A 25,779-nucleotide genomic window follows, 5' to 3' on the forward strand; every position below is an offset into this window, starting at 1 on the left:
GCCGGTGTGCAGGAACAGGATCGGACCCTCGTCGAATCGCTGGCGGCCGATGCCGTCCAGCAGGCCGGCCATGGCCTTGCCGGTATAGACCGGGTCCAGCAGCAAGCCCTCCTGGCTGGCCAGGAGCTTGATCGCGGCCAGGGTGCCGGCATTGGGCTCGCCGTAGCGCGGGGCGAAATATTCGTCCCACAGTTGCACGTTGAAGCTCGGCGGCAACGACACGCCCAGCAGTTCGGCGGTGCGCTCGGCCAAACCCTGGACCTTGGGCCGCTGGTCTTCCTCGGTGCGCGAGACGGTGACGCCGATCACCGGCAGTTGCGGCAAGGCTTCGCTCAGGCCCAGGGCCAGGCCGCTGTGGGTGCCGGCGCTGCCAGAGGCCAGGACCACGGCGGCAAAGCGCAGGCCGCTGTCCTCGATCTGTTGCGCCAGCTCCAGGCCGGCGCGCACGTAGCCCAGGGCACCGAGGGCGTTGGAGCCGCCGATGGGCACCAGGTAGGGCTTCTTGCCGTTGCTGCGCAGGCGCTCTGCCAGGGCCTGGAGCTGCTCGTCGGCCTGGTCGAGGTTGTCCACCCGCTCGACCTTGGCATCGAACAGTTCCAGCAGCAGGCGGTTGCCGTTGCCCAGGTAGTTGGCATCGTCGGTGCCGATGGGGTTCTCCAGCAGGGCGACGCAACCCAGGCCCAGTTGGGCGGCCAGGGCCGCGGTCTGGCGTACGTGGTTGGACTGGATGGCCCCGGCGGTGACCAGGGTGTCGGCACCCTGGGCCAGGGCATCGGCCGCCAGGTATTCGAGCTTGCGCAGCTTGTTGCCGCCCATGGCCAGGGGCGTGGTGTCGTCGCGCTTGATGTAGATGTCGCGGCCGGTCCAGGCCGACAGGCGTTGGAGCTTTTCCAGGGCGGTGGCGTGGCCGAGCAGGTCGAGGCGGTCGAAACGGGCGAGCTGTTGTTTGATCATGAGTCCGCACGGAACAGGGAAGGTGCATCGACTATAGGCAGCGATATTTGGCCGGGCAACCGCCGATCGCTTATGCCAAAAAATGCTTATGTGCGCACAATTAGTTCTTAAGGGTGGTCGTGTCCGGGCGTAAAGTGATCGCCGTTTGCGCGGCCTGACAGTCCGGCCGCCCGAGTCTAGGAGTCTTATCGTGAGCGAGCGTTCCAGCCATTGGCAATTGCAGACCATCGTCGGTCAACTGCGCGATGCCCGTGATCAGTGGCGTAGCCGCAACGGTCGGGTCAGCGGCGAGCAGGGGGGCCGCGAGCTGCCGTCGCGGGCGGCCATGGCGGAGATCCTCGAGGCCCTGTGCGGCGCCCTGTTCCCCATGCGCCTGGGGCCGGTGGACCTGCGCGAGGAGAGCGAGGATTTCTACGTCGGCCATACCCTGGACGCGGCGCTCAACGCCTTGCTGGCCCAGGCGCGCCTGGAGCTGCGCTACGTGGCCCGGCAGAACGGTGAAAGCGATGCCGACGTCAATGCCCGGGCGATTCGCCTGATCCAGGATTTCGCCCTGGCCCTGCCCGGCCTGCGCGTATTGCTCGATACCGACGTGCTGGCCGCTTACCACGGTGATCCGGCGGCCCGCAGCGTCGACGAAGTGCTGCTGTGCTACCCGGGCATCCTGGCGGTGATCCATCACCGGCTGGCGCACCATCTGTATGGGGCCGGGCTGCCATTGCTGGCGCGGATCAGCTCGGAAATCGCCCACTCGGCCACTGGCATCGACATCCACCCTGGGGCGCAGATCGGCAAGAGCTTCTTCATCGACCACGGTACCGGCGTGGTGATCGGCGAGACCGCGATCATCGGCGAGCGGGTGCGCATCTACCAGGCGGTGACCCTGGGGGCCAAGCGCTTCCCGGCGGACGAGGACGGCCAGTTGCAGAAGGGCCATCCGCGCCACCCGATCGTCGAGGACGATGTGGTGATCTATGCCGGTGCGACCATCCTCGGGCGCATCACCATCGGCAAGGGCTCGACCATCGGCGGCAACGTCTGGCTGACCCGCAGCGTGCCGGCGGGCTGCAACCTGACCCAGGCCAACCTGCAGCACGACGACGGTTCGCAGAAGTAACCTGTGGCCGCTGGCGGGCCTGCGCGGCCCGCTGGCCCTGCCACCGCCAATTTGCGGGCGCTTGCCCGTGCGCAGCCGGTGGCGACACGAAGCGGCTGCGCATGCCCGGTAGCGCCTTCCGGGGCCGGCCGGGCTTTCTCGCCTCCGATGCGGCCGCAGCGCTGAACGATTGCGCCCGGCATACGTCATACCCTTCCTTGAGCTAGCGTACTGACAGTACCGCTGAGCCCTGCAATTGGTCCTGAACCCCTTATCCATGTTTAACTTGAACGCTCGTTCAAGTTAAACCGGTGGTTCGCTGCCCGCTCACAACAGGAGGCTTGCCTTTGCTGAGTCCGTACCTTTCAGCCATGTTTCACCCCCTCGAGGTGCACCATTCATGAGTGCATCATCCACCCCCGCGAACAGCCTGGTTCGCATGAATCCCCCGGTGTTCTACTTCGCCGCCAGCTTCATCCTGATCTTCGGCGTGGTGGTGATCGGCCTGCCGGAACAGGCCGGTGCCTGGCTGCTGGCCGCGCAGAACTGGGCGGCCAATACGGTCGGCTGGTACTACATGCTGGCCATGACCCTGTACCTGGTCTTCGTGGTGGTCACCGCCTTGTCCGGCTACGGCAAGATCAAGCTCGGTGCCGACCACGACGAGCCCGAGTTCAGCTACCTGTCCTGGGCCGGCATGCTGTTCGCCGCCGGGATCAGCATCACCCTGTTCTTCTTCTGCGTTTCCGAACCCCTGACCCACATGCTCCAGCCGCCCAAGGGCGAGGCGGGTACGGTGGAGGCGGCGCGCCAGGGCATGCAGTTACTGTTCCTGCACTGGGGCCTGCATGGCTGGGGCGTGTTCGCCTTCGTCGGCATGGCCCTGGCGTATTTCGCCTACCGGCATAACCTGCCGCTGGCCCTGCGTTCGGCGCTGTACCCGCTGATCGGCAAGCGCATCAATGGCCCCATCGGCTACGCGGTGGATGGCTTCGGCATCATCGCCACGGTGTTCGGCCTGGGCGCCGACATGGGGTTTGGCGTACTGCACCTGAACTCCGGCCTCGACTACCTGTTCGGCATCGCCCACACCCAGTGGATCCAGGTCTTGCTGATCACCCTGATGATGGGCGCGGCGATCACCGTGGCGGTATCCGGGGTCGACAAGGGCGTGCGGGTGATGTCCGACATCAACATGCTGCTGGCGGTGGCGCTGCTGCTGTTCGTGCTGTTCGCCGGCCCGACCCAGCATCTGCTCAATACCCTGATCCAGAACCTGGGTGACTACCTGGGCGCGCTGCCGGCCAAGAGCTTCGATGTCTATGCCTATGACAAGCCCAGCGACTGGCTGGGTGGCTGGACGGTGTTCTACTGGGCCTGGTGGATTGCCTGGTCGCCCTTCGTGGGGCTGTTCATCGCGCGGATTTCCCGGGGCCGGACCATTCGTGAGTTCGTCTTCGGCGTGCTGCTGATTCCCCTGGGCTTCACCCTGGCGTGGATGTCGATCTTCGGCAACAGCGCCATCGACCAGGTGCTCAACCACGGCATGAGCGCCCTGGGCATGTCGGCCATCGACAACCCGTCCATGACCCTCTACCTGCTGCTGGAAACCTACCCCTGGAGCAAGACCGTGATCGCGGTCACGGTGTTCATCAGCTTCGTGTTCTTCGTCACCTCGGCGGACTCCGGCACCGTGGTGCTCTCCACCCTGTCGGCGCGGGGCGGCAGCGCGGACGAAGACGGCCCGAAATGGCTGCGGGTGTTCTGGGGCGCGATGACCGCCCTGGTCACCAGCGGGCTGCTGTTCGCCGGTAGCGTCGATTCGCTGAAGTCGGCGGTGGTCCTGACTTCGCTGCCGTTCTCGCTGATCCTGCTGTTGATGATGTGGGGCCTGCACAAGGCGTTCTACATGGAGTCGCAAAAGCGTATCGCCCAGCTGCACTCCCTGGCGCCGGTGGCGCCGTCACGTCGCGGTCGCGGCGGTTGGCGCCAGCGCTTGAGCCAGGCGGTGCATTTCCCGTCGCGGGACGAGGTGTATCGCTTCCTCGACCAGACCGTGCGCCCGGCCATCGAGGAAGTGACGGCGGTATTCGTCGAGAAGGGGCTGAACGTCATCACCCAGCCCGACCCGGCCAATGACAGCGTCAGCCTGGAGATCGGCCACGGCGACCAGCATCCGTTCGTCTACCAGGTGCAAATGCGCGGCTACTTCACGCCGTCCTTCGCCCGGGGCGGCATGGGCCCGAAAGAGCTGCGCAACCGCCGTTACTACCGTGCCGAGGTGCACCTGTCCGAGGGGAGCCAGGACTACGACCTGATGGGCTACAGCAAGGAGCAGATCATCAACGACATCCTCGACCAGTACGAACGCCACATGCAGTTCCTGCACCTGGTGCGCTGAATCAGGGCCTGCCGGCCGGGAGTTGCTTGGTCGCTCCCGGCCTGCGGCTCAGGCGCCGTTCATGGCCAGGTACAGCCCCAGGGCCGCCACCGGCAGGGCGAACACCAGGCAGCCGACCAGCAGTTCCGAGACCAGGGGCTGCTGGGCGCTGACCACTCCCACCGCACCGTTGAGCACGCTCAGCGCCAGCCACAACCCGCAAAAGACACAGCCCAGGGTCTGTTGGCTAAAGCCCAGCCGTTCACCGATATACAGCACCAGGGCCAGCAGGAGCAGGCCGAAGGCAATGACGATGGTGGTGTGCATGAGGGGCATCTCCTGGCGCCAGCCGACTGGCCGGAAAGAGTCCGGCGGCCCTGTTATCCAGCATAGGTCTCAAACCCGCCCGCCGTTGGCGCGCAGCGCCTGGTCATTGACCCAGCCGACCGCGGGGCTGGCCAGGAAGGCGACGATGGCGGCGATGTCCTGTGGCTGGCCCAGGCGCTTCAGGGGCGGCAGCTTGGCGAAGGGGTGTACGGCTCCTCGCTCTTGTCCTGCAGGAACAACTCGGTGCCCACTGGCCCGGGCACTTCCGGAGCTGCCTGTGGATCAAGTCAAAGCGATGACAGTGTGCGTGCAGATCTATGAGCGCAGCAGCTTCACCCTGGCCGCCGAGGACTTGAACCTGCCCTGACCCATGCCCTCGGCCGGTTCGAAGCCTGCCCCGGCACCGGGCGGTGAGCCATGCCTCCGTAGTGTCGGCGGGCCGTTGCCCTTGGCGTTCATGGTGGCTGGCGCGAAATGGCCCTCGATGGCGCGGGCTCGGTGTCCGGCGCCCCAGTCTGCGGCCCGCGGCCCTGGCCGGGCTGGGCATCATGCAATGCGCGCGCTACCCCGTGGCCGATTCCCTGGCTCGGGGAATGTGCAAGATCTGGCCGATCCTCCACGACCGCCAGCTTGTCGCCACGGGTGCGGGTGTTCGTCGACTGGCTGGCCCAAGCCCTCGCCGAAGCCGGCTGACCCATACCCCCGCGCTTAAGAGGCGCCTGGAGCGACCCTTCCATAGCCTGGCCACTGGCTGTTTTTTTCCTGTCGACGGTGGCTGCCACGGACCGGGCAGGAGTGGTTTTTGCCGTCTATAAACAATGGATGCGAGCTGCCAGGCGCGTGGCTTTCGACGCATTTTTCGCCACCCGCGACTAAGGACCAGCTACCGCTACCCCGTACTTCCCCTTGACTGCCCTTGCATGCGGTTTTTGCCCCCCTGGACCTGGTGGGCCACTTTTGAGCACTGGCCAGGGGTGAAAAAGGCAAATTGCCATTAGCCCCTGATCACGATTTCGTATTGTGCTACATGGTACGTAATTTATTTTTTCATGCGCCGGGCGAGATTCATCGGTCAAGCGATTCCGAGGGTTTGCAAATTGGCTTGCGTAGTACGAGATCGGCCGGTTCGGATGGGTCTTTCCGTTCGCTCATTCAGGTTTTTGAGGATTTAGTCCAATAAATACTGGGTATGTCGGTGTTTGCGACGCATGGACCTGATGCGCCCTGACACCGGTACTTTGCTGATCGATTTTTGTTCGACAGGTGGTTTTCTAGCGGATTTTCAGTACGAAATTCGGTACGAAAATAGTATGAGAGCTTGCGGCCAAGGTCGCAGCTGGTTTGCGGAACTGCCAGGGCCCGGGTGGTTCACAACAAAAGGAGGAGGCTGGCCGTTGCGCCGGCCGCCATGCCGGAACCGGCCATCGAAAGGTGGCCCCAGTCCAGATGAGGATTCGATGACTTATTCAGCTGCTGAACATCGCTACGACGCCATGCCCTATCGCCGTGTCGGCCGCAGTGGCCTGGTGCTGCCGGCCCTGTCCCTGGGGTTGTGGCACAACTTCGGCGACAGCACGCCGATCGATACCCAGCGCGCCTTGCTGCGCACGGCCTTCGACCTGGGCATCAACCATTTCGACCTGGCCAACAACTACGGCCCGCCCTATGGCAGTGCCGAGATCAACTTCGGCCGTCTGCTGCGCGAGGATTTCCAGTCCTATCGCGACGAGTTGATCATTTCCAGCAAGGCCGGTTGGGACATGTGGCCCGGGCCCTATGGCCAGGGCGGTGGCTCGCGCAAGTACGTGCTGGCCAGCCTGGACCAGAGCCTGCGGCGCATGGGCCTGGACTATGTGGATATCTTCTATTCCCACCGCTTCGACCCGGACACGCCCCTGGAGGAAACCGCCAGCGCCCTGGCCAGCGCGGTGCAACAGGGCAAGGCGCTGTACATCGGTATTTCTTCCTACTCTGGAGCCAAGACCCGGGAGATGGTCGCCTTGCTCAAGGAGTGGAAGGTGCCGCTGCTGATCCACCAACCGGCCTACAACATGCTCAATCGCTGGGTGGAAAGGGACCTGCTGGAGACCACCGAGGAGCTCGGCGTGGGCGTGATCGCCTTCACCCCGCTGGCCCAGGGGTTGCTCACCGACAAGTACCTGGACGGTATTCCGGAGGATGCGCGGGTCAACCGCCCAGGCGGCGGATCATTGCAGGCCTCTCACTTGTCCGAGACCAACATCGCCCATGTGCGGGCCCTCAACGATATCGCCAGGAACCGTGGGCAGAGCCTGGCCCAATTGGCCCTGGCCTGGACCCTGCGGGATCCGCGGGTGACCTCGGCGCTGATCGGCGCCAGCCGGCCCGAGCAGATCATCGAGAACGTCGGGGCCTTGCAGAACCTGGGCTTCAGCGTGGAGGAGCTGGCGGAAATCGATCATTTCGCCCGGGAAGGGCGGATCAACCTGTGGGAAAAACCTTCCACCGCCGAGTAGTGTGTGCCGCCGCCAGGGCCATGGTCCTGGCGCCTGCCGGTCGCCTGGAGCATGGCGACCGGCAGTGGGCGTGAGCTTCACTGGCTGTTGGCGCTGACCTTGAGCTCGGAGTGGGTACCGCCTGCGTTGCGCAGCCGGGGTTGGTCCAGGTCGACCTTGGCGATCACCGACAGGCCCGGACGCAGTCGTTCCAGGCCTGGCTGGTCGGCATCGAAGCGGATGCGCACTGGCACCCGCTGGACGATCTTGGTGAAGTTGCCGGTGCCCGGCTCGAAGGGCAGCAGGGCGAAGGTCGAGCCCGAGCCCGGGGCCAGGCTTTCCACGGTGCCGGTCATGCTGACTCCCGGCAGGGCATCGATCTTGATGCGCGTTGGCTGGCCCGCAAGCATGTGCTGGGTCTGGGTTTCCTTGAAGTTGGCCAGGACGTAGAGCTCGTGCAGCGGGACCAGGGTCAGCAGGCGCGAGCCCGGTTGCACGTAGTCGCCCACCTGGACCTGGCGATTGCCCACGGTGCCGTCCATGGGGGCATAGATGGTGGCGTGGCTCTGGTCCTGCTGCGCCAGCTCCAGCCGGGCCTTGGCGGTCACCACCTTGGCCTTGGCCATCTGCAATTGCGCCTGCAGGCGCTCGCGTTGGGCCGAAGTCACGGCCTGGTCGTTCTCGGCCACTTGCAGCATGGCCTGGGCATGGGCGTGGTTCTGCTCGGCGGAGATTGCCTGGGTGCTGTATTTCTCCACTTCGTTGCGCGCCACGGCGCCGGTGGTGACCAGGGTGTCGAAGCGATTGCGTTCGGCTCCGGCACGCTTGGATTCGGCCTGGGTGGTGCGGATCGAGGTGCGGGCCGCCAGCACCCGGGTATTGGCCAGGCGCTGCTCGGCGTCCTGGATGGTCAGTGCCGCCTGGGCCAGGGCGACCTGGGCCAGGCTATCGGCCAGCTCGCCTTCGGCCAGGGTCACCCGGCTGTCGAACTCTTCGCTGTTGATGCGCACCAGGGGCTGGCCGGCGGTGACGCTCTGATGGTCCTTGACCAGCACCTCGGTCACCAGGCCGTGGACCCGTGGCGCGACCGAGGTGGCGTCGGCGGCGATATAGGCATCGTCCGTGGATTCGGTGGACGGTGCCATCAGCACCCAACCCACTCCAACCGCCACCAGGGTCAGGGCGACGGCGCCGGCGATCAGCGGCCGCCTGGAGCGCTTGCGCGGCTTCTCCGTGTCCTGGGCGGCTTGCAGGATAGCGTTCTGGGTCTGGGTGCTCTGCTCCATGTTGAAGCTCCATGCGGTTTTGAATTACGATCATAATATTCACATGACGACCGCAATACTACAGGGAAGCAACCACGTGACGACAAGCGCATCCGACCTCCCTGGCGCGGGCGAGCAGCCGGCTCAAGCGACCCTGCGACGCAAGTTCCTGGTCTTCACCATCATGGCCTTCGGCATGTTCATGGCCCTGATCGACATCCAGATCGTGGCCGCTTCGCTCAACGATGTGCAGGCCGGCCTGAGCGCCGGTCCCGATGAGGTGAGCTGGGTGCAGACCGCCTACCTGATCGCCGAACTGATCATGATCCCCTTCTCGGCCTTCCTTGCCCAGGCGATTTCCACCCGCTGGCTGTTCGCGACCAGCGCGGCGCTCTTCACCTTGTTCAGCGTCGGTTGCGGCATGGCCTGGAACATCGAGTCGATGATCGTGCTGCGGGCGCTGCAGGGCTTCACTGGCGGGGCCATGGTGCCGACGGTGTTCGCCGTCGGCTTCGTGTTGTTCGAAGGCAAGCAGCGGGCGATGGTCCCGGCCATCCTCGGCATGACCGCGGTCCTGGCGCCGACCCTCGGCCCCACCGTGGGCGGGCTGGTGACCTTCTACCTGGACTGGCGCTGGATCTTCTTCATCAACGTGCTGCCGGGCCTGGTGATCTGCATCGGCGCGGCGTTGCTGATCGATGTCGACCGCCCCGACCTGCCCATGCTGCGGCGCATCGACTGGTTGCATTTCGCGGCCATGGCCCTGGCCTTGGGCTGCCTGGAGTACGTGCTGGAAGAGGGACCGCGCAAGGACTGGTTCAGCGATACCGGTATCGTCATCTCGGCCTGGGTGTCCCTGGTGTCCTTCGGGTTGTTCATCGAGCGTTCCTTGTATTCGAACAACCCTATCGTGTCGTTGCGGCCGTTTCGCGATCGCACCTTTTCCATCGCCTGCCTGCTCAACCTGGTGATCGGCTTCGGCCTGTACTCCTCGACCTACCTGGTGCCGGTGTTCCTGGGGCGGGTGCGCGGCTTCGACAGCCTGGAGATCGGCACCACGGTGTTCGTCGTGGGCATCGGGCAACTGTTCAGCACCATCATTGCCGCCCGGGCCTCGGAGAAGGTCGACCGGCGCCTGATCATCTCGGTGGGGTTCCTGGGCCTGGCCCTGAGCCTGTGGTTGACCTCGCGGATCACTTCCAACTGGGGGTTCGACGAATTGCTGGTGCCCCAGGTGGCGCGCGGCCTGTTCTTGATGCTGTGCATCGTGCCCAGCGTCAACATGGCCCTGAGTTCGTTCCAGGGAGTGGAGCTGCGCCAGGCATCCGGCCTGTTCAACCTGATGCGCAACCTGGGTGGGGCCATCGGTATCGCCACGGTCAACACCTGGCTGCAGGACGATGCGCGGACCCAGGTCTTGCACCTGTCGGAGTCCCTTGGCGCCAAGGCGGTGGCGGCCCAAGAGCTGATGGGCCAGCTGGCGCTGAAGATCGCCGCCGACACCCCGGACCCTAGTCATGCGTTCCTCATGGCCCAGGGCATCCTCGGCCGGCTGGTGGGACGCGAAGCCCTGACCCTGGCCTTTGGCGATGTGTTCCGCCTGATGGCCATGATGTTCGTGGTGGCGCTGTTGCTGGTGCCGCTGTGCAAGGTGCCCCCGGCCGCCCCCGCAGCCGAGGAAGAGCGCTGAGCAGGCCTACATGATGGGCGGGCCGGACCTGGCCTTGCGCAGTTGGCTGGGAGTGCAGCCCATGTTTTTCCACATCAGCCGGCGCAGTGCCGTGGAGTCGGCATAACCCACTTTGAAGGCAACTTCTTCAATACTCATATTGGTTGTTTCCAATAAACTCTGAACATGCTGCAGGCGAACTTTCTGGATGAAAGCCATGGGCGGTTTACCTGTGGCGCTGCGAATCCTGCGGGACAAGGTTTTCTCGGTGATTCGCAGATGTTCGGCGATAGTGCTCAGCGGGGGAATGTTCGGCAGGCAATCCTCGATGAACTTTTCCAGCATCAGGACTTCGCGGCTCTCTGTCTGCAAGTTTGATAGGGCCATGTAGTGATATTGTGCTGGGCGCCCATCTATCAACAAGTAGCGCATGGTTAATTCAGCAACTTGATTACCCATCTTGTTGCGCAATATATATAGCATCAAGTCCATTTGCGACATGCCTGCTCCGGCGGTAATCATATTTCCGTCATGAATAAGCATGCGTTTGGTATCGAGTATCGCCTCGGGATAACGCTGTTTGAAAGTGTCATACAGTTGCCAGTGGGTCGTGACGGTCCGGTCCTGCAGGATGCCCGCTTCGCCGAGGACGAAAACCGCCGAGCAGGAGGCCGCTGTCTGCTGCCCGCGCAGGTGATGTTCCCGGACCAGCTGGCTCAGCTTGCGGATGTCGCCATGGTCGAGCCGGGCGAGGAGCTCCGTGGACAGGCTCAGGCCTGGCTGGCGTTTTTCGGTGCGGCAACCGAACAGATTCAGCTCCTGGGTGTTCTCCAGGCCCAGCCCGGGAATGACCAGCATGCTGCCCTCGATGGCCTGGACTCGCTCCAGCGGCTGCGCATCCAGGCGCATGCCGTTCCTCATTCTTACCGACTCGCTGCTGCCGATGATTTGCCAGGTCATGGTGGGGCGCCCCATGACTTCGGCGACCTGGTTGGCGGTGCGCAACACGTCCAGCGTGATCGCGACACTCGACCCCATAGCTCCTTCCAATGCGATAACAGTGAGCACATCCATGTCCATTTTCTCCCTGTAACTGTCCATTTGCGCATTAGCAAAATATACAAGCCGGTGGCAGACTTCACAACGCATCCAGGTTTCACTTTCTCCGCCCACGTTAGTTGTCGCGGGACATAAAAATATGCAGTCACCAAGTGATTGCGTTGTTCTGTCAGCAAAATGACATCTTAACTACTGCCTCTGTAATAGCTCCCTATCGATGAGGGGGTGTTTGTTCGGTTCCTTAGTGCTGAAAATAATAAGTGACCATCAGGTCGATATAAGGCTCTCCATTTAAAAAGGATTTTGAATGAACTACGCCGTGCCTCGTGACTATCTAAGCGATGTCAATCAGACCTTTTCAGCACAACTAGAAGCCAATGATCAATCGCTGGCTGAAAACCTGGGTATCGAATGTTTAAGTTCGGTTACCCAAGTGCTGGCCTACCGCGCCTGGCGCCAACCCGAGGCGATAGCCTTCATCCACCTGCTCGACGGCGAGCAGGAGCAGGTCGCCATCAGCTACGCGGAACTCTGGAAGCGTAGCCAACAACTGGCGGGCGCGCTGCAGATCTTCGAGCCCCGGGGCAAGCGGGTGCTGATGCTGTTCGAGACCGGCATCGACTACATCGTTTCCCTGTTCGGCCTGTTCCTGGCCGGCGCCGTGGCGATCCCGGCGTTCCCGCCCGTGGGTACCCGGGGGCTGGAGCGGTTGGCGCTGATCTGTGCCGACGCGCACCCGCAGATCGTGCTTACCAGCGCGCGTTTCATGCGTTCCCAGGAGCGCGTCAACGCCCTGCTCAGCGGCGAGCTGCCGGCGCCGCAATGGGTCGACCCGGAGCAACTGGCTGCCACGGATTCGGCCTGGAGCGCCGGGGACCTCCCTCCCGGCCAGTTGGCGCTGCTGCAGTACACCTCGGGTTCGACCTCGGCGCCCAAGGGCGTGATGCTGACCCACGCCAATCTCTACAGTAACTGCCGCAGCGCCAGTGAGTGGATGGGGCCGGCGCAACAGCGGGTGGGTTGCAGCTGGCTCCCGCCCTACCACGACATGGGCTTGATGGGCGGGATCCTGCAGCCGATCTACGACGCTTTCCCGACCGTGCTCATCAGCCCCGGGCATTTCGTCCAGCGGCCGTTGCGCTGGCTGGATGCGGTGTCGCGCTTCGGCGCCAGCGTGACCATCGCGCCGAACTTCGCCTTCGATTTGTGCGTGGACAGCATCAGCGATGCCGAGCTGGCCGCGCTCGACCTGAGCAAGCTCAAGGCCATCTACTGCGGGGCCGAACCGGTCCGGCAAGGCACCCTGGCGCGTTTCGCCGAGCGTTTCGCCGCCGCCGGCTTCGATCCGGCGGCGCTGGGGCCTTGCTATGGCTTGGCCGAATCGACGGTACTGGTCTCGGGCAAGCCCCATGACGAACCGGCGTTCGGCGTCCAGGTCGACCGGGACCAGCTGGCCACCGGCACCCTGGCGGTGGTCGAGGCCGACCATGCCCTGGCCTTGCCACTGGTCAGCAGTGGCCGGGTGGCGCCGGGCCTGCATCTGGCGATCGTCGACCCGGTCAGCCTGCTGCCCGTGGCGGACGGCCAGGTCGGCGAGATCTGGGTCCAGGGCGGCAACGTCGGGGCCGGCTACTGGGGCAAGGAAGTGCTGAGCGAGCAGGTGTTCCGCGCTCGCCTGCCAGGCGTCGAGGGGCATTTCATGCGCACCGGCGACCTGGGTGCGCTGCACCTGGGCGAGCTGTTCGTCACCGGGCGCCTCAAGGATCTGATCATCATCGCCGGGCGCAATCTTTATCCACAGGACCTGGAGCTGGCGGTGGAGAGCGCCGACCCGCGCATTCGCAGCAATGGCTGCGTGGCGGTGGGCCTGGACAACGGCCAGCAAGAGCAGTTGGCGATCGTGGCCGAGATCAAGCGCAGCGAGAAGCTCGACGAAGCCCAGCAGGAACAACTGCGCCAGGTGCTCACCAGCGCCCTGGTCAGCCAGTTCGGCGTGGCTCCGGCGTGCATTCACCTGGCGCCCATGGGCGGCATTCCGCTGACCACCAGCGGCAAGGTCCAGCGCCAGGCCACCCGCAAGGCCCTGCTCGACGGCAGCCTGGCGCGATACGGCGCCGGGCGCGGGGCGGCACAACCTCTCAAAACTGCTACGGATGCCCTGTCATGACCGCGATGAATCCTCCTATCGATCGTACCGGCCAGCGCGAGCGCCAGCTGGCCTGGTTGACTGTCGGCGTGCCGGCGGTCGGCACCGTGGCCGCCCTGGTCCTGGCCTGGCACCAGGGCATCGGCTGGCTGGAAGTCGGCGCCCTGGCCAGCATGTACCTGCTGACTGCCCTGGGGGTGGAGGTGGGGATGCACCGCTTCTTCTCCCACCACGCGTTCAAGGCCGGCCCGGTGGTCACCGCGTTCTTCGGGATCGCCGGGTCGATGGCGGCCCAGGGGCCGATCCTGTTCTGGGCCGCGACCCATCGCCAGCACCATGCATTCACCGACAAGGAAGGCGACCCGCACTCACCGCGGGCTCTCAAGGAAGGCCTGGCCGGCAGTCTCCAGGGGTGGTGGCATGCCCACCTGGGCTGGCTGTTCAGCCTGCGCAAGCAGAACTGGAGCCAGTTCGTCCCCGACCTGCTGCGCGATCGCCTGGTCATGCAGGTCAACCAGCGCTACTACCTGTGGATCATCCTTGGCCTGTTGCTACCGACCCTGGCCTGCGGGCTGATCGCCCGTAGCTGGGAAGGCGCCCTGAGCGGCCTGCTGTGGGGTGGCTTCGTACGGATCTTCCTGGTGGACCACGCCACTTGGTGCATCAACTCCTTCGCCCACAAGGTCGGCGGTCGCGATCACAAGACTCGGGATACCAGCCGCAACGTGTTCTGGCTGGCGATCCCCACCGTCGGGGGGGGCTGGCACAACAACCATCATGCCTTCCCGGCGCTGGCCCATGCCGGCCTCAAGCCCTGGCAGCTGGATATCGGTGGGCTGTTCATCGAGACGCTGGCGCTGTGCGGGCTGGTCTGGGACGTCAAGCGTCCTGGCCCGAGCACGGCGGCGGAACCCTCGGAAAGCTGATAGTCGGTACTCACCTCACAGGAAGCTATTCATGGACGAAATACGTTCAACCACGGCTACTCCCGAGATCGGCGGGGTTGCCCAACTGAGTCCCCAGGCGGCGAAAACCAAGGTGCGTATCGCCCTGGCCGTGATGCTGGTGCCGCTGTTCGGGACCTTCGAGGCCATCCGCCTGTGGGTCACCGGCCAGGTCCATGCCCTGGACTTCATCCTCTTCGGGGTGTTCTACGCGGTGCAGATGTTCGGGGTTTCCATGGGTTACCACCGTTACCTGGCGCACCGGGCGTTCAAGACCTCGCGGCTGATGAGCGGCTTGATGCTGATCGCCGGTTCGATGGCGGCCCAGGGGCCGATCCTGTTCTGGGTCACCACCCATCGGCGCCACCACACCTACAGCGACCAGCAGGGCGATCCGCATTCGCCCAACCTGCTGGGCGAGGACCGCTGGGGCCGGGCCAAGGGCCTGTGGCATGCGCACATGCCATGGATGCTGACCCCGGACATCTCCAGCTGGAACTACTTCGCCCCCGACATCCTGCGTGACCGGCGGCTGTTCTTCTACAACCAGACCTACCTGCTCTGGGTGGTCCTGGGCGTGCTGCTGCCCGGTGCGATCGGCGGCCTGGTCACCCAGAGCTGGGAGGGCGCCTGGAGCGGCCTGATCTTCGGTGGCCTGGCGCGGCTGTTCATCGCCAACCAGGCGGCCTGGTGCGTGGGCTCGATCTGCCATCGCTATGGCAGCCGGCCGTTCGTGACCCACGACCAGAGCACCAACAACTGGCTCATCGCGTTCCTCACCTTCGGCGAGGGGCTGCAAAACAATCACCACGCATTTCCTGCCTGGTACCGGCATGGCGTGCATTGGTGGGAGCCCGACCTGTCGGGCTGGACACTGGCGTTAATGGGCAAGCTGAGACTGGTCTCAGACCTGCGTTCACCCTCCCAGGCAATGATCGACAAGGTCCGTAAGCGTCAGGCCTCATCCTGAACAGCGGGATTCCCAGGTCGTACAACACCCCCCACTCATCAAGGAAGAAACCTATGTCCAACTTCATTTCCAATTTGCTGAGCACCTTGAGTTTTTCGGAGAAGAAACAGGCTCCGGTGGAACTCAACGAGGAAAACATCAAGCACTGGCTGGTGCAACGCATGGCGACCCTGCTGAAGATCGAACCATCGCAGGTCGATACCGCGCGCACCTTCGAGGCCTATGGCCTGGATTCATTGGTGGCGGTGAAGGTGGCGGGCGACCTGGAGAAGTTCATGGAACAACGCCTGTCGCCGGCGTTGCTGTTCGAATACTCCAGCATCGATGACCTGTCCAAATACCTGGCCAGTGAACTGACCACATCCGAAGTTTGACTTCGCAGGAGCTAGGCCATGGCCTTTGTACAGATGCCCACGCAAAAAACGGACAAATTCAACGAGCTGCTCCGACGTTCACAGGAGATCGAGGGCCTGCGTCTGACCGACGCCATTCCCAAGCACCTATATACGCCCCGCGTCTGGCGCGGGATGCTCAGCTTCGTCGTCAGCTATGCGCTCTATATCGGCGCGGTGGTGGCGGTCGCCCATGTGCACTGGGCTTTCTACCTGCCGCTGTGGCTGATTGCCGGCCTGGGGGGCTGGGGTCTGTTCTGCGTGGCCCACGATTGCGGGCACAACTCGTTTTCCCGCAGCCGCAGCTTCAACCACATCCTGGGGCACATCGCCTTGCTGCCCCTGCTGTACCCGTTCCACGGCTGGCGACACATGCACAACATGCACCACGCCAACACCAACAACCTGGAGATGGACGTCGACTGGCGCCCGGTGCTGCGCGTGCAATACGACGCCATGCCCTGGTGGGACAAGCTGGTCTACAGCAGCACCCGCACCTGGCTGTTCTGGCTGGGGACGGTGAACTACCAGCGGCACTCGGGGTTCCGGCCGGAGATGTTCCCCAAGCTCGAGGCGCGCAACGAAGTGCGTCGTTCGATCCTGTTCATGGTCGTGGCCGCGGTGATCTACCTGCCGACCCTGGTGTACTTCACCGGTTTCACCGGGCTGTTCCTGTATTTCGTCGCCCCTTGGCTGGCGATCCACGCCTGGTTCAGCCTGACCACCATGATGCATCACATCAGTGACGAGACTCCGTTCCTGACCAAGGAGCACTGGAGCTTCAACAGCAGCCGCCTGCTGCTGACCACCGACTACATGTATCCGAAGTGGCTGCTGTTCCTGACCCATTACATCTCGGTGCACACCGCTCACCACGTGGCCCCGATCATTCCCCACTACAACCTGCCCGAGGCCCAGGCTGCACTGAAGTCCGCCTTCCCCGGGATGGTCCGGGAGAAACCCCTGACCGTGCAGGACGTCTGGCATGTGGCGCGCCATTGCCACCTGTACGATCCGGTCAATGGCTTCTACGAGTCCTTCGACCAGTCGCCGGGAGCAGCCGACACCCGCACCGGCTACAGTGGCCCGATGACCATGAAGCAGCAGGCCCTGCGCAGCTACATGAGCGTGCTGGGCTCGCTGTCCCCCGATCGCGCCGGCGCCAGGGCCACCGACCTGTTCGGCTACACCCGCGAATACATCAAGCAGCCGGACAAGGAAATGAGCCCCCTGGGGGCCCAGCGCTTCCACATCAAGGGCATCCCCGGCGTTCCCCATGGCTACCAGTGGGGCACGGGCGAGGAGACCATCCTGCTGGTCCATGGCTGGGGCGCCGACAGCCGCAGCATGTACTCCTTCACCCGGGTACTGCAGCGCCAGGGCTTCAAGGTCGCGACCTTCGATGCACCGGCCCACGGCATCTCGCCGGGCTCGCTGAGCACCATGACCGAGTTCAAGGACGCAGTGAAAGCCGCCATCGTCGCCCTGGGTGACGTGGTGGGCATCGTCGCCCATTCCCTGGGCGGTATCGCCGCCACCGGCGCCCTGGCCGAGCTGGCCGAGACCCATCGGATCAAGGCCATGTGCCTCCTGGGCTCGCCGGCCAACCTGCCGGTGGTGATCGACCGCTGGGCCAACGGCTACCTGCAGCTCAAGCCGCAGATCGTCCAGGCCATGCACCGCGAACTGTGGAAGCGCAATGGCGTGCCGGTCCAGCACTGGGACATCCCGGCGCTGGGCAACGCCCTGCAACTGCCGATGCTGGTGCTGCACGACCAGGAGGACCCGACCGTACCGTTCTGCGAGGCGCAGCAGATCACCACGCTGATGCCGTGGGCCAAGCTGGAGCCGGTATCCGGCCTCGGCCATGTGCGGATCCTCTCCGATGCCGCGGTACTGGAGCAGGTGGCGCGGTTCCTCGCCGAGAACATCAAGGTGGCCGAAGTGGCCCAGGCCAGCGCATGAGAACGATATGACGACCTATGCTGAAAACGCTGTGGCCGAGTCCGGCCTGTGGATGTGCCTGATTTGCGGCTGGATCTACGATCAACGGCTGGGAGATCCGGATTCGGGGGTGCCTCCGGGCACCGCCTGGGACGACATCGCCGATGACTGGACCTGTCCTGAATGTGGCGTGGGCAAATTGGACTTCAACATGGTGAAGCTGTAACCCGACGCTTGAAATCTGTAGTCGATGAGGAAGGAAGATGGCGACTCAAGAACACCCGCCGGTGGTGGCCAGGGCCCGGCGCAGCAGTTTCAGGAAGGTGCTGTTCAAGGGCATCTACAACACGGTCCTGGGCGCGCTGCGCTGCAGTTTCTGGATTGAGTCGCGGCTTCTTCCGCAGCGGGCTGCGCAGCGGGCGCTGAAGATCTTCACCACGCCACAGCGACTGCGCCAGCATTTCCCGCGGACGCTGCCCAGTGCCACGGTGCAGGACCTGGAAACCGGGGACGGGCGCTTGCGCTGCTTTCGCTGGACGCCTTCGCAGGTCCGGCGCCGGGTGGTACTGGTACATGGCTGGAGTGGTGCCAGTACCCAGTGGCAGTACTTGATCCCGCTATTGCTGGAGCAGGGCTGCGAAGTCTTGTCCTTCGACTGCATCGGCCATGGCGGCAGCGGTGGCCGGCAGGCGTCGCTGCCGACCTTCGTCAGCATGCTCGACCAGGTCCAGCAGCAGTTGGGCCCCTTCGATACCGTGATCGGTCATTCCCTGGGGGGCGCCGCAGCGGGCTACGCTTTGAGCACCGACATCGGCAAGGGTTTCCAGCGCGCGGTGCTGGTGGCGGCGCCGGCCGACATTGAAAACGTCGTCCGGCGTTTCGCGGCGTTCCTGTGGATCAACGACGACGTCAGGCAGCGCATGCAACGCCTGGTCGAGCAACGCTATCAGAAAGACATGGGCAGCCTGGCGGTCAGCCGTTACGGCCAACAGGTAGACATCCCGGTGCTGCTGGTCCATGACCAGCAGGACCAGGAGGTTCCGGCGGACGACCTGCAATCCTTCGCCCAGGGGTTGCGGCACCGGCAGGTCCTGCAGACCCGCGGGCTTGGTCATCTGAAAATTCTCAAGGACAGGGCGACCATGGGAGCCGTGGTCGATTTTGTCTGTGCAAAGGACGGCAACCTATGAGTGAAAGTTACGATGTGATCGTTATCGGCGCGGGCCCCGGTGGTTATGTAGCCGCGATCCGCGCGGCGCAACTGGGACTGAAGACGGTCTGTATCGAGCGCTACAAGGGCAAGGACGGCAAGACCGCCCTGGGCGGTACCTGCCTGAACGTAGGCTGCATTCCCTCCAAGGCGCTGCTCGACAGCTCCCATCACTACTACGAGGCGCGCCACGGCTTCGAGGTGCACGGCATCGGCATCGGCAACCCGCAGATGGACGTGGCGACGATGCTGGCCCGCAAGGACAACGTGGTACGCAACTTCAACGGCGGCATCGCCTCGCTGTTCAAGGCCAATGGCGTGGCGGTGCTGGAAGGCCACGGCAAGCTGCTGGCCAACAAGGAAGTGGAGGTCACTGCCGCCGACGGCAGCACCCAGCGCATCAGCGCCGAGCACGTCATCCTGGCCCCCGGTTCGCGGCCGATCGACATCCCGGCAGCGCCCCTGACCGGGGAGGTGATCGTCGACTCCACCGGCGCCCTGGAATTCACCAGCGTGCCCAAGCGCCTCGGGGTCATCGGCGCCGGGGTCATCGGCCTGGAGCTGGGTTCGGTCTGGGCCCGCCTGGGCGCCGAGGTGACGGTGCTCGAGGCCCTCGACAGCTTCCTGCCGGCAGTGGATGCGCAGATCGCCAAGGAGGCGCAGAAGATCCTCGGCAAGCAGGGCCTGGATATCCGCCTCGGCGCCCGGGTGACCGCTTCCGAGGTGCAAGGCGATAGCGTCAAGGTCAGCCTGACCGAGGCTGGCGAGGACAAGCAGCAGACCTTCGACCGGTTGATCGTCGCCGTTGGCCGGCGTCCCTTGACTACCGACCTGCTGGCCGCCGACAGCGGCGTGCAACTGGACGAACGTGGTTTCATCCATGTCGACGGCCAGTGCCAGACCAGCGTTCCCGGGGTGTATGCCATCGGTGACGTGGTGCGCGGGCCGATGCTGGCGCACAAGGCCTCGGAAGAGGGCGTGATGGTCGCCGAAAGCCTTGCCGGGCATTCGCATCCGCTCAACTACGAGCTGATTCCCTCAGTGATCTATACCCACCCGGAAATCGCCTGGGTCGGCCAGACCGAACAGGCGCTCAAGGCCGCGGGCGTCGAGCTGAACATCGGCGCCTTCCCCTTCTCCGCCAGCAGCCGGGCCATGGCGGCCAACGACACCGCGGGGCTGGTCAAGGTGATCGCCGACGCTGGCACCGACCGAGTGCTGGGCGTGCATGTGATCGGGCCAGGCGCAGCGGAGCTGGTCCAGGAAGGCGCCATCGGCATGGAGTTCGGCACCAGCGCTGAAGACCTGGGAATGATGGTGTTCTCCCATCCGACCCTGTCCGAGGCCCTGCATGAGGCGGCGCTGTCGGTGAATGGCCACGCCATCCACATCGGCAACCGCAAGAAGAAACCGGCCGCCAGCGTCAACTAGCGAGCCGGGCCCGGCCCCGTGGTCAGCGGGGCCGGGACCTGTCAGCGCCGCCGCGTTTCAGCGGAAGAACGGCGCATCCCCGAGAATGGTCGCGCGCTGCATCACCCGGCGCTGTGGACGGTAGTCGTCCACGGCGTAGTGCTGGGTCACGCGGTTGTCCCAGAACGCCACGTCGTTTTCCTGCCAGCGCCAGCGAATGGTGAATTCCGGGCGCGTGGCGTGGGCGAACAGCAGCTTGAGAATGGCTTCGCTCTCACTGTCCGACAGTTCGTTGATCCGGGTGGTGAAGCCATCGTTGACGAACAGCGACTTGCGCCCGCTCACCGGGTGGGTGCGGATCACCGGGTGCGACAGCGGTGGGTTCTTGCGCCGGGTTTCTTCCCAGCGCGCCAGGTCCTCGGGGGTATTGCCGAAGCGCTCCAGGGGGAAGGACTTGATGAACTCGTGGGTGGCGGTCAGGCCTTGCAGCAGGTTCTTCATCGGTTCCGACAGCGCCTCGTAGGCAGCGATGCCGCTGGCCCACAGGGTGTCGCCGCCGAACTTGGGCAGCAGCTTGGCGCTGAGCACCGCGCCCAGTGCCGGGGTCGGCAGGAAGGTGACGTCGGTGTGCCAGATGGCGTTGTCGCGCACATCGGTCTCGGCGGTGTCGAGGATCAGCACTTCCGGCTGTTCCGGTACGTTGGGGTAGATCGGGTGGATATGCAGGTCACCGAAGTGGGCGGCGAAACGCGCCTGCTGCTGCGGGGTGATCGGCTGGTTGCGAAAGAACAGCACCTGATGCTCGAGCAGGGCCTGCTCGATGGCGTCGCGCTGTTTGTCGTCCAGCGGCTGGCTGATATCGATGCCGTCGATCTGCGCGCCGAGGGCGGAACTCAAGGGGGTGATGGTCAGGCTCATGCGGGTTCTCGTATGCGGCGCCGAACGGTCGGCGTGGTCGGATTCGGTTTTATCTGTATCGATCTGAATGTTGCTGGCTTCGTCCAAGGCTGCTCAGTGGCTCTGACCGTGCCAGGGCACCAGCTTGCGCTGCAGGGCCCGCAAGCCCATCTCCATGGCGAAGGCGATCACCGCGATCACCAGGATCCCCAGCACCACCACATCGGTGACCAGGAACCGTGCGGCGGACTGCACCATGAACCCAAGGCCGCTGGTGGCGGCGATCAGTTCGGCGGCCACCAGGGTCGACCAGCCCACGCCGAGGCCGATGCGGATTCCGGTGAGGATGTCCGGCAAGGCGCTGGGCAGGACCACATGGCGGATCAGCTGGACCCGGGTCGCCCCCAGGGACTGCGCCGCCCGCAGCTTGGCCGGGTCGACGGTGCGCACGCCGGTGGCGGTGGCGATGGCGATCGGGGCGAAGATCGCCAGGTAGATCAGCAGCACCTTGGACAGCTCGCCGATGCCGCACCAGATCACGATCAAGGGCAGGTAGGCCAAAGGCGGGATCGGCCGGTAGAACTCGATCAGCGGGTCCAGCACGCCCCGGGCGACGCGGCTGGCGCCGATGGCGATGCCCACCGGGATCGCCGTCAGCACCGCGAGGCTAAGGCCCAGGCCGATACGTTGCAGGCTCGCGGCCAGGTGCTGCCACAAGGTGGCGTCCATGTAGCCGCTGGTGGCCAGCAACCAGCCCTTTTGCACCACGGCCCCAGGCGAGGGCAGGAACAGCGGTTCCACCAGGCCGCTGGCGGTGACCGCCCACCACAGCGCCAGCAGGCCGACCAGGGTCAGCACGCTGATCCAGCGGGTGCTCAGGCTGCGCCGCGCCGCCAGTGGCCTGGAGTGGGCCTCGTGGCTGGCGGTGGCGGGAATCTCGTAGCTGCTCATGGGCGCTCCTGCTGCGGGCTGGTGCGTTGGGAGAACACCCGCGCCAGCACGTGCTCGCGGGTTTCGATGAAGCGTGGATCGGATTTGATCGCCCGGGCCGACTCGCCGGCGGCATACCGCTGGCCGAAGTCCAGGTGCAGGCGCTCGACGATCTGGCCTGGGTTGGGCGCCAGGAGAATCAGGTCGGTGGCCAGGAACACCGCTTCCTCGATGTCGTGGGTGATCAGGAACACTGGCTTGGCGGTGCGTCGCCAGACTTGCAGCAACAGTTCCTGCATCTGCTCGCGCGTGAAGGCGTCCAGGGCGCCGAAAGGCTCGTCCATCAGCAGCAGCCGTGGATCGGCGGCCAGGGCGCGAGCCAGGCCGACACGTTGCTTCTGGCCCCCGGAGAGCTGCCAGATGCGCCGCTTGTCGAAACCGGCCAGGTCCACCAGGGCGAGCATTTCCCGGGCCCGGGCTTCGCGCTTGTCGCGGGCCACGCCAGCCAGTTCGAGGCCGAAGGCGACGTTGGCCAGCACGTCCTGCCAGGGCAGCAGGGCATCGTCCTGGAACACCACGCCACGCTCGGCGCCGGGCCCTTGCACCGGCACGCCATCGAGGCTGATGCGCCCGGCGCTGGGCTCGACGAAACCGGCGATCAGGTTGAGCAGCGAAGTCTTGCCGCTGCCGGAGGGCCCCAGGGCGACCAGCAGTTGCTGTGGCCCCAGGGTCAGGGAGATATCGGCCAGCACCGCTTCGGCGGCGCCGGGGTACTGTGCGCTGATGCGCTCCAGTTGTAGCAAAGCCATGACGGCTGTCTCCTTTGCGAACGCGCAGCCTCAGTTGCTGATGAACCGGGCGCTGACGTAGGGGGCGTAGTCCGGCAGCACGGCTTCGACCTTGCCTTGTTCCTTGAGGAATACCGCGGTGTCGGTGATGGCCTTGGTGGTCGGCGCGCCGAGGCTTGCGACCTGGTCGGCGGCCAGCGGGTAGACGTTGCCTTGCAGCAGCAGGGGGATGTCGCTGGCCTTGGCTCCGGAGAGCTTCACCAGCTTGTCGATGTTGCCCTGGTTGGCCAGCCAGGCCTGCGGGTCCTTGCGGTAGTCGGCGTAGGCATCCAGGGTCACCTTGGCGAAAGCGCTGACGATTTCCGGGTGCTTCTGGGCGAAATCCTTGCGCACGATCCAGGCGTCGAAAGTCGGCGCGCCGAGTTTGGCCAGCTCGCCCGAGGTGATCAGCACCTTGCCGTTTTCCTTGGCCACGCCCAGGGCCGGGTCCCAGACGTAGGTGGCGTCGATGTCGCCGCGCTTCCAGGCGGCGATGATCGCCGGCGGCGCCAGGTTGAGTACCTGGACCTTGGCCGGGTCGATGTCCCAGTGCTTGAGCGCCGCCAGCAGGCTGTAGTGGCCGGTGGAGACGAAGGGCACGGCAATCTTCTTGCCCACCAGGTCCTGGGGGGTGTTGATCCCGGAGCCGTCGCGAGCCACCAGGGCCTCGGCGGCGCCGATCTGGGTGGCGATCAGGAAGGTTTCCACCGGCACCTTGCGGGTGACGGCTGCGGTCAGGGGGCTGGAGCCCAGGTAGCCGATCTGTACGTCACCGGAGGCGATGGCGGCAATGATGTCGGCGCCGTTGTCGAACTTGCGCCAGTCGATGCCGGCCTTGGTGGCTTTTTCGTAGCGACCGTCGGCCTGGGCGACCTTGGCCGGGTCGACGGTGGTCTGGTAGGCGACGGTGAGATCGGCCGCCTGGGCAAGGAAACTCGCTGCGGCCAGGGAGGCGGCCGCCAGGAGGCGAAGGGGGAAATGCAGTTTCACGATAAAGCTCCTCATAGGCGGCCGTTGATCGGCGTGGGAGGAGCCTAAATGATCTAAGAATTATAAAATAAATAACGTTTTAGAATTAGCTTAGAAAGAGAGAACGAGTTGAAGAGGGGAAGCACGGGCAAGTCGGATCGTCGCCCGCTCGCTCCTACAGGACGGTGCCGTGTAGGAGCGAAGCTTGCTCGCGATGCATGCAGCGCGGTGTATCTATCAGTTGCTGATGGCCAGGATGCTGGCCTGGTAGGCGCCGACGAAGACGTCGAAATCGCCCACTTCGTTCTGTTCCAGTTCGGCCTGCTGTTCCAGGGACTTGCGCGCCGCGTCTTCGAACGCTGCCTGATCTTCCTTGGCCAGGGCCTGGCTACGGAAATGCTCGGCGTGGGCCAGGCTCTGGCGCAGGGAGAACTGGCTGAAGCTCTCCTTGTGCTCGGTCATGGCCGCCAGGACCTGGGCCGATGGCGTCAGGGACGAGTCCTTGACCTTGGCCAGCTGGGCGTCCAGCGCCTTGCTGTGTTCATCGCTGCCGTGGCTCTGGTCCAGCAGGGCGGCCAGCGGGGCGATGTTCTCCAGCAGCTCGGCGGCCCATTCCTTCATGTCCACCGCTTGCCCGCGGCGTTGCAGCTGCAGGCCAGGGCGCCGGCCTTCCTTGACCACGCTGAGGAAGTTCGAGGTGGCGTTGCCGCATTCGGTGCTTTCCAGCAGCGGGCTGTCGTTGAGGGCGCAGTACAGCAGGAAGGCGTCGAGGAAGCGGGCTTCCTGCACGTCGATGCCCAGGGGCAGGAACGGGTTGATGTCCAGGCAGCGCACTTCCACGTACTGCACGCCCCGGGCCATCAGGGCCTGGATCGGCCGCTCGCCGGTATAGGTCACGCGCTTGGGACGGATGTTGGAGTAGTACTCGTTCTCGATCTGCAGGATGTTGGTGTTCAGCTGGACCCACTCACCATCCTTGTGGGTGCCGACTTCCACGTAGGGCGCATAGGGCGTGGCCACCGCCTTGCGCAGGCTGTCGGTGTAGCTGTTCAGGTCGTTGTAGCAAGGGGTCAGGCCGGCCTGGGCCTTGCTCTGGTAGCCCAGGTCGCTCATGCGCAGGCTGGTGGCATAGGGCAGGTACAGGGTCTGGGCGTCGAACTGCTCCAGCTGGTGCGAGCGGTCCCGCAGGAAACCCGCATCCAGGGCCGGCGAGGCGCCGAACAGGTACATCAGCAACCAGCTGTAGCGGCGGAAATTGCGGATCAGGGCGATATAGGCGGCGGACTGGTAGTCACGGTCGGTGCCGACGAAGCCCTCGGCTTCCCTGAGCAGCGGCCAGAGTTGTTCCGGCAGGGAGAAGTTGTAGTGGATACCGGCGATGCACTGCATGGTCTTGCCGTAGCGCAGGGCCAGGCCCTTGCGGTAGACGTACTTGAGCTGGCCGATATTGGAGGTGCCGTAGTAGGCGATCGGGATGTCTTCCTCGGCCGGCAACGGGCACGGCATCGATGGACTCCACAGGTACTCGTTGCCGAGCTTGCTGTAGGCGAAGCGATGGATCTTGTCGAGGCTGGCCAGGGTGTCCGCCGGGTCCTTGAGGGCCGGGGTGATGAACTCCAGCAGCGACTCGGAATAGTCGGTGGTGATCTGTTCGTTGGTCAGCGCGGAACCCAGTTCTTCCGGATGCGGGGTCTGGGCCAGGCGGCCTTCGCCGGTGACCCGCAGGCATTCACGTTCGATGCCGTGCAGGCACTGCTCGAGCAGGGAAAGGTTAGCGCGCTCGCCGAGCAGGGCCAGGCGGCGGTTGAGAAGTTCGCTCAAGTTGGATTCCTTCACGCGTCAGTCGCCCCAATATGGGGGTGGGCAGGACGGTCTACAAGGGTGGAGTTAAAACTGGCGTTTTCGCCTGGTTCCTG

At 64.7% G+C, this 25,779-nt stretch carries 21 protein-coding genes and 2 pseudogenes; 13 read left to right on the top strand and 10 right to left on the bottom strand.

Annotated elements, in window-relative coordinates; all coding sequences use genetic code 11:
- A partial coding sequence (locus ACK6AU_RS07445) for a D-cysteine desulfhydrase (protein WP_409298532.1) occupies window positions 1-954 on the bottom strand: 954 nt, incomplete at its 3' end.
- A 190-nt stretch (window positions 955-1,144) separates the two neighbouring features.
- Between ACK6AU_RS07445 and epsC the strand changes: the two genes are divergently transcribed.
- Both epsC and betT read left to right on the top strand, forming a co-directional pair.
- Window positions 1,145-2,071 carry a serine O-acetyltransferase EpsC gene (epsC, locus tag ACK6AU_RS07450; protein WP_185697262.1) on the top strand — a complete coding sequence of 309 codons (927 nt, stop codon included), beginning with the start codon at window positions 1,145-1,147 and terminating at the stop codon, window positions 2,069-2,071.
- Window positions 2,072-2,489: 418 nt separating this feature from the next.
- Window positions 2,490-4,451, top strand: a complete 1,962-nt coding sequence (gene betT / locus ACK6AU_RS07455; protein WP_409298615.1) for a choline transporter BetT — start codon at window positions 2,490-2,492, stop codon at window positions 4,449-4,451.
- 48 nt (window positions 4,452-4,499) lie between these two features.
- Here the strand turns inward: betT and ACK6AU_RS07460 are convergent, their stop codons facing one another.
- On the bottom strand, window positions 4,500-4,757 hold the full coding sequence (locus tag ACK6AU_RS07460) for a hypothetical protein (protein WP_409298534.1): 258 nt from the start codon (window positions 4,755-4,757) through the stop codon (window positions 4,500-4,502).
- A gap of 69 nt (window positions 4,758-4,826) precedes the next feature.
- Window positions 4,827-5,017: pseudogene (locus tag ACK6AU_RS07465) on the bottom strand (SDR family oxidoreductase); the annotation flags it as partial.
- 17 nt (window positions 5,018-5,034) lie between these two features.
- Here ACK6AU_RS07465 and ACK6AU_RS07470 point away from each other — a divergent pair.
- Window positions 5,035-5,162 (top strand): annotated as a pseudogene (locus ACK6AU_RS07470) (LysR family transcriptional regulator); the annotation flags it as partial.
- A gap of 1,052 nt (window positions 5,163-6,214) precedes the next feature.
- Window positions 6,215-7,252 (top strand): L-glyceraldehyde 3-phosphate reductase, encoded by a 1,038-nt coding sequence (mgrA, locus tag ACK6AU_RS07475; protein ID WP_409298536.1) that lies wholly within the window; start codon window positions 6,215-6,217, stop codon window positions 7,250-7,252.
- A 77-nt stretch (window positions 7,253-7,329) separates the two neighbouring features.
- Here the strand turns inward: mgrA and ACK6AU_RS07480 are convergent, their stop codons facing one another.
- On the bottom strand, window positions 7,330-8,517 hold the full coding sequence (locus ACK6AU_RS07480) for an HlyD family secretion protein (protein WP_409298538.1): 1,188 nt from the start codon (window positions 8,515-8,517) through the stop codon (window positions 7,330-7,332).
- A 76-nt stretch (window positions 8,518-8,593) separates the two neighbouring features.
- Between ACK6AU_RS07480 and ACK6AU_RS07485 the strand changes: the two genes are divergently transcribed.
- Entirely contained in the window at window positions 8,594-10,186 is a 1,593-nt protein-coding gene (locus ACK6AU_RS07485) for a DHA2 family efflux MFS transporter permease subunit (protein WP_185697266.1), read from the top strand.
- A 6-nt stretch (window positions 10,187-10,192) separates the two neighbouring features.
- On the opposite strand, the gene ACK6AU_RS07490 is transcribed toward ACK6AU_RS07485, so the two are convergent.
- On the bottom strand, window positions 10,193-11,239 hold the full coding sequence (locus ACK6AU_RS07490; RefSeq protein ID WP_409298541.1) for a GlxA family transcriptional regulator: 1,047 nt from the start codon (window positions 11,237-11,239) through the stop codon (window positions 10,193-10,195).
- A gap of 292 nt (window positions 11,240-11,531) precedes the next feature.
- On the opposite strand from ACK6AU_RS07490, the gene ACK6AU_RS07495 reads away from it, so the two are divergent.
- From ACK6AU_RS07495 to lpdA, 8 genes are read left to right on the top strand one after another with little or no spacing between them, the layout of a single operon-like run.
- On the top strand, window positions 11,532-13,391 hold the full coding sequence (locus ACK6AU_RS07495) for a fatty acyl-AMP ligase (protein ID WP_409298543.1): 1,860 nt from the start codon (window positions 11,532-11,534) through the stop codon (window positions 13,389-13,391).
- Window positions 13,388-14,296, top strand: a complete 909-nt coding sequence (locus ACK6AU_RS07500; protein WP_409298545.1) for an acyl-CoA desaturase — start codon at window positions 13,388-13,390, stop codon at window positions 14,294-14,296. The genes ACK6AU_RS07495 and ACK6AU_RS07500 overlap by 4 nt, the downstream gene beginning before the upstream one ends.
- 31 nt (window positions 14,297-14,327) lie before the next feature.
- The gene (locus tag ACK6AU_RS07505; protein WP_409298547.1) at window positions 14,328-15,284 is read left to right on the top strand and encodes an acyl-CoA desaturase; all 957 of its coding nucleotides are present in this window, start codon (window positions 14,328-14,330) and stop codon (window positions 15,282-15,284) included.
- 53 nt (window positions 15,285-15,337) lie between these two features.
- On the top strand, window positions 15,338-15,658 hold the full coding sequence (locus ACK6AU_RS07510) for an acyl carrier protein (protein WP_022644195.1): 321 nt from the start codon (window positions 15,338-15,340) through the stop codon (window positions 15,656-15,658).
- 18 nt (window positions 15,659-15,676) lie between these two features.
- Window positions 15,677-17,641 (top strand): alpha/beta fold hydrolase, encoded by a 1,965-nt coding sequence (locus tag ACK6AU_RS07515; RefSeq protein WP_409298550.1) that lies wholly within the window; start codon window positions 15,677-15,679, stop codon window positions 17,639-17,641.
- A gap of 7 nt (window positions 17,642-17,648) precedes the next feature.
- The gene (locus ACK6AU_RS07520) at window positions 17,649-17,846 is read left to right on the top strand and encodes a rubredoxin (protein ID WP_022644198.1); all 198 of its coding nucleotides are present in this window, start codon (window positions 17,649-17,651) and stop codon (window positions 17,844-17,846) included.
- A 37-nt stretch (window positions 17,847-17,883) separates the two neighbouring features.
- Window positions 17,884-18,810, top strand: a complete 927-nt coding sequence (locus ACK6AU_RS07525) for an alpha/beta hydrolase (RefSeq protein WP_185697271.1) — start codon at window positions 17,884-17,886, stop codon at window positions 18,808-18,810.
- Window positions 18,807-20,261, top strand: coding sequence for a dihydrolipoyl dehydrogenase (lpdA, locus tag ACK6AU_RS07530; protein ID WP_409298552.1), 1,455 nt, complete (start codon window positions 18,807-18,809; stop codon window positions 20,259-20,261). Before ACK6AU_RS07525 ends, lpdA begins: the two co-directional genes overlap by 4 nt.
- Window positions 20,262-20,318: 57 nt before the next feature.
- Here lpdA and tauD read toward each other — a convergent pair whose 3' ends face one another.
- The 5 genes from tauD to gshA all read right to left on the bottom strand — a co-directional run bounded on the left by tauD (window position 20,319) and on the right by gshA (window position 25,684).
- Window positions 20,319-21,158: a taurine dioxygenase gene (gene tauD / locus ACK6AU_RS07535; protein ID WP_185697273.1), complete on the bottom strand. Its 840-nt coding sequence runs from the start codon at window positions 21,156-21,158 to the stop codon at window positions 20,319-20,321.
- A gap of 93 nt (window positions 21,159-21,251) precedes the next feature.
- Window positions 21,252-22,088 carry a taurine ABC transporter permease TauC gene (tauC, locus tag ACK6AU_RS07540; protein ID WP_409298555.1) on the bottom strand — a complete coding sequence of 279 codons (837 nt, stop codon included), beginning with the start codon at window positions 22,086-22,088 and terminating at the stop codon, window positions 21,252-21,254.
- Window positions 22,085-22,876, bottom strand: a complete 792-nt coding sequence (tauB, locus tag ACK6AU_RS07545) for a taurine ABC transporter ATP-binding subunit (protein WP_185697275.1) — start codon at window positions 22,874-22,876, stop codon at window positions 22,085-22,087. The genes tauC and tauB overlap by 4 nt, the downstream gene beginning before the upstream one ends.
- A gap of 30 nt (window positions 22,877-22,906) precedes the next feature.
- The gene (gene tauA, locus ACK6AU_RS07550; protein WP_409298557.1) at window positions 22,907-23,884 is read right to left on the bottom strand and encodes a taurine ABC transporter substrate-binding protein; all 978 of its coding nucleotides are present in this window, start codon (window positions 23,882-23,884) and stop codon (window positions 22,907-22,909) included.
- Window positions 23,885-24,100: 216 nt separating this feature from the next.
- Window positions 24,101-25,684 carry a glutamate--cysteine ligase gene (gene gshA / locus ACK6AU_RS07555; protein WP_185697277.1) on the bottom strand — a complete coding sequence of 528 codons (1,584 nt, stop codon included), beginning with the start codon at window positions 25,682-25,684 and terminating at the stop codon, window positions 24,101-24,103.
- Window positions 25,685-25,779 lie beyond the last annotated feature (95 nt).

The organism is Pseudomonas sp. KCJK8993 (genome assembly GCF_046230915.1).
In the GTDB taxonomy this organism is placed as follows: domain Bacteria; phylum Pseudomonadota; class Gammaproteobacteria; order Pseudomonadales; family Pseudomonadaceae; genus Aquipseudomonas; species Aquipseudomonas piscis.